3 protein-coding genes are annotated in these 2,778 nt (G+C 34.4%); 2 read left to right on the top strand and 1 reads right to left on the bottom strand.

The annotated features are described in order from the left end of the window. The first annotated feature begins 490 nt into the window (after positions 1-490). On the top strand, positions 491-1,003 hold the full coding sequence (locus tag J6D32_RS07465; RefSeq protein ID WP_000241709.1) for a sigma-70 family RNA polymerase sigma factor: 513 nt from the start codon (positions 491-493) through the stop codon (positions 1,001-1,003). 94 nt (positions 1,004-1,097) lie between these two features. Then, positions 1,098-1,241 (top strand): hypothetical protein, encoded by a 144-nt coding sequence (locus tag J6D32_RS07460; protein WP_503004038.1) that lies wholly within the window; start codon positions 1,098-1,100, stop codon positions 1,239-1,241. A 476-nt stretch (positions 1,242-1,717) separates the two neighbouring features. Here the strand turns inward: J6D32_RS07460 and J6D32_RS07455 are convergent, their stop codons facing one another. Next, positions 1,718-2,314: a tyrosine-type recombinase/integrase gene (locus tag J6D32_RS07455; RefSeq protein WP_287467493.1), complete on the bottom strand. Its 597-nt coding sequence runs from the start codon at positions 2,312-2,314 to the stop codon at positions 1,718-1,720. Positions 2,315-2,778: the final 464 nt, after the last annotated feature.

Here is a 2,778-nt window from a genome sequence, read left to right as displayed (position 1 = left end):
TAAGACGCAGAGCCGATGAAATTGTGGAACAATTCACGAATCATCGGCTCTTTTTGTTTCGTATTTGAAAGAACAAACTCACCAAATAAAAAAAACGATATTCGGGTGGGTTATTTTGTTATACCCTAAATTACCCTCTGAATTTGTTTTTAAATTTGGAGGGATTTTTTTATGTCCTTTTTTCGGGCAGTTATCTATCTGCTCATACGAAGCAAAATTTATCAATACATAGCATATCAGAGAACGGCAGGAAACCAGTTAAAAAAATTTCTGCCAGTGCAACGGTACTTCTCACCTTGAAAGTAGAAGTACAATCTCCATACAATAGAATTACTATTTCCTATAACCGTAAAGGTCACAGAGCCTTTGCGGTTTTTCTTTTGTCGATTTTTGTTGGAAAGTGCCGTAGGGCTGTTTCTGATATGCGGTGTCGTTCTCCGCCTCTCCATCTGGATTTTTTACATTTCAAAAATTCAGATGGGAGGTATTTATGGTGAAATATGCACCAAGAAAGGTATATATCAGAGAAAGTGGCGGCTATGTGGAATTATCCTACACGGAGTTCTGCCGTTGCAGGGAATCCGACCAGACCTATATGGACAAGCTGTTTATCCCCATTCAAGGCTGTCTGCTTGAAGTCGTGAGGGAGCAATACACAGACTTCTACCGTGACAAGGAACGGTGGCGTTATCTGCAAAAATTAGATACAAAGAATAGACTGCTATCTCTCGACGGATTTACGGACAGCGAGGGGAATCCTCTGGACTTTATCACTGATGAAGCGGTGGACATTGCAGAAACCGTTGTCAATGCGGTCATGGTGGACAGGCTGAAAGCCGCCCTGCCTTTGCTGTCGGATAGTGAACAGGAGCTGATACAGGCAATCTTTTTTGACGGACTTTCCGAGCGTGAAGTCGGGGCGAGGTTGGGCATAACCCAGAGCGTTGTAAACAAACGCAAAGCCAGAATCCTAATAAAACTAAGAAAGATAATAGAAAATTAAAATTTAAGGCGTTCAGCCCCCTTGTTTTTTCCTTTGGGAAGATGAGGGGGCTTTTCTCTGCCCTCTCAATCAATTCTGATTGGAGGAAGTAAGAATGGCATACAACCACGGACGGGAGGACAGGAAATGGCGTATCTGGAAAGAAGCGGAGGAAAAGCTGCTGCGTGAGTGCGGCGTTGATGAAGCGACCATTGAGCAGATACGCATGGCGGACAGGGCAGACTTCAATTTAAACTAAACAATGTTATCCTCGTCCAACAACTCTCTAAAATGGGTAAAAGAAATAAGGATATAGTTGATATTACAGGTCTTAGAAAAGGCACTGTCTCTAAATATCTTAAAATAGATATAGAACAATATATCAACAATTAAGTTAACCTTTAGTTAACTTTTGGAAACCTTAAAATCAGGCAAAAACCAAACTAAATATTCAAAAATATTACGAAATTGAGCTACTAAGTAGCTCTTTTTTAGTTTACCAACTCTAGTTATACATCAGTTAACTCATTAAAACTAGGTTAACTTTGGTTAACTTGTTATAATATATTATATCTTTTATTATTAAAAACAAAAAAATAGAGATTAGAGTATCTAATCTCTATTAAATCTATAAGAAAACATACTTTTTCTAAGGTATTTTACGCAGACACGCAGTTAACTACTGCTTAGCTCTGCTAAAATATATGCTACAAGACATTGAAAATATGCCTATTTTTAAAATCCATTCTTTCTAGCGTTTTTTAGCATCGTGTTCATCATATCTCTTTCAGCATTTGCTGTCAGTTGAGCGTATATAGCTGTATTTGTGATAGATTTGTGTCCGAGTACATACTTCACCTTTGATATGTCAAAACCATCTTCCAGCATTAAAACAGCTCTGGTATGTCGCATCGTATGAAAGTGATGCTTCGTTGTATCTTTGATTTTAGCAGCAACAAAGTATTTCTTTACTAACTTATCTACTGTTCTTCTATCCATAGCTCCACCATGCTGACTTACAAATATAAAATCATCATGCTCTAAACCATTTTCTTTTATATACTTCTTTAGTAACTTAGCTGTAGTATCATCTAAAACTAATGTATTAGAGATACCACCTTTTTTTCTCTGACAATATATTTGATTGTTACCAGAGTTAAAAACCCCTACTGTCATTTCTAGTAGTTCAGATATTCTACATCCAGTCCAATATCCAATACGGAATAACAGCAAATCTCTTAACCAATATCTACCGTTCAACTTCTTTATAGTTTTAAATAATCTTTCTAATTCTTCTCTTTCTAAATATTTAATTGTTTCTGCTCCAGCCATAAATTAACCTCCAATTTAATAAAAGTTCCCAAAATATATATTTTGTCTACTTTATAATATTACCATAAACGTAGTATTTTCCTACCTCAATAGCGTTTTTTTATGAACATAAATTAAAAAAGTAGTCAAAACATTAGGATTTTAGCTCTATTTTTAGAAAATTAATTATCAAATACAACTATAATTTTCACTTATATAAGCTCAATAAAAATGACCCCACATTAAATTGACAGGTAAATTAATAAAAAATAGCTTTGAATGCTGTTATTTTGCTATTCTGTGCGATTTTCAAATCTCAACTTTTACATAATACTATAATTATGCAATTAAATTTTAGTTGAGATTTTATTTTTAGTTAGAATTGAAATTAGCATAAAATAATAGTATGTTCAACTGAACATACTATTGGAATCGTAACATATTAAAATTATGATTTAATTTATATTGTATTTTTTTTAAATTTA

It is taken from the genome of Turicibacter sp., assembly GCF_017941855.1.
Lineage (GTDB): Bacteria > Bacillota_I > Bacilli_A > MOL361 > Turicibacteraceae > Turicibacter > Turicibacter sanguinis.
This window is presented reverse-complemented; position numbering and strand designations above follow the sequence as displayed.

What these genes read in the sequence shown, in the direction of transcription:
- J6D32_RS07465 (WP_000241709.1), top strand. Translation starts at nt 491, where the DNA reads ATGGTGAAATATGCACCAAGAAAGGTATATATCAGAGAAAGTGGCGGC.
- J6D32_RS07460 (WP_503004038.1), top strand. Translation starts at nt 1,098, where the DNA reads ATGGCATACAACCACGGACGGGAGGACAGGAAATGGCGTATCTGGAAA.
- J6D32_RS07455 (WP_287467493.1), bottom strand. Translation starts at nt 2,314, where the DNA reads ATGGCTGGAGCAGAAACAATTAAATATTTAGAAAGAGAAGAATTAGAA.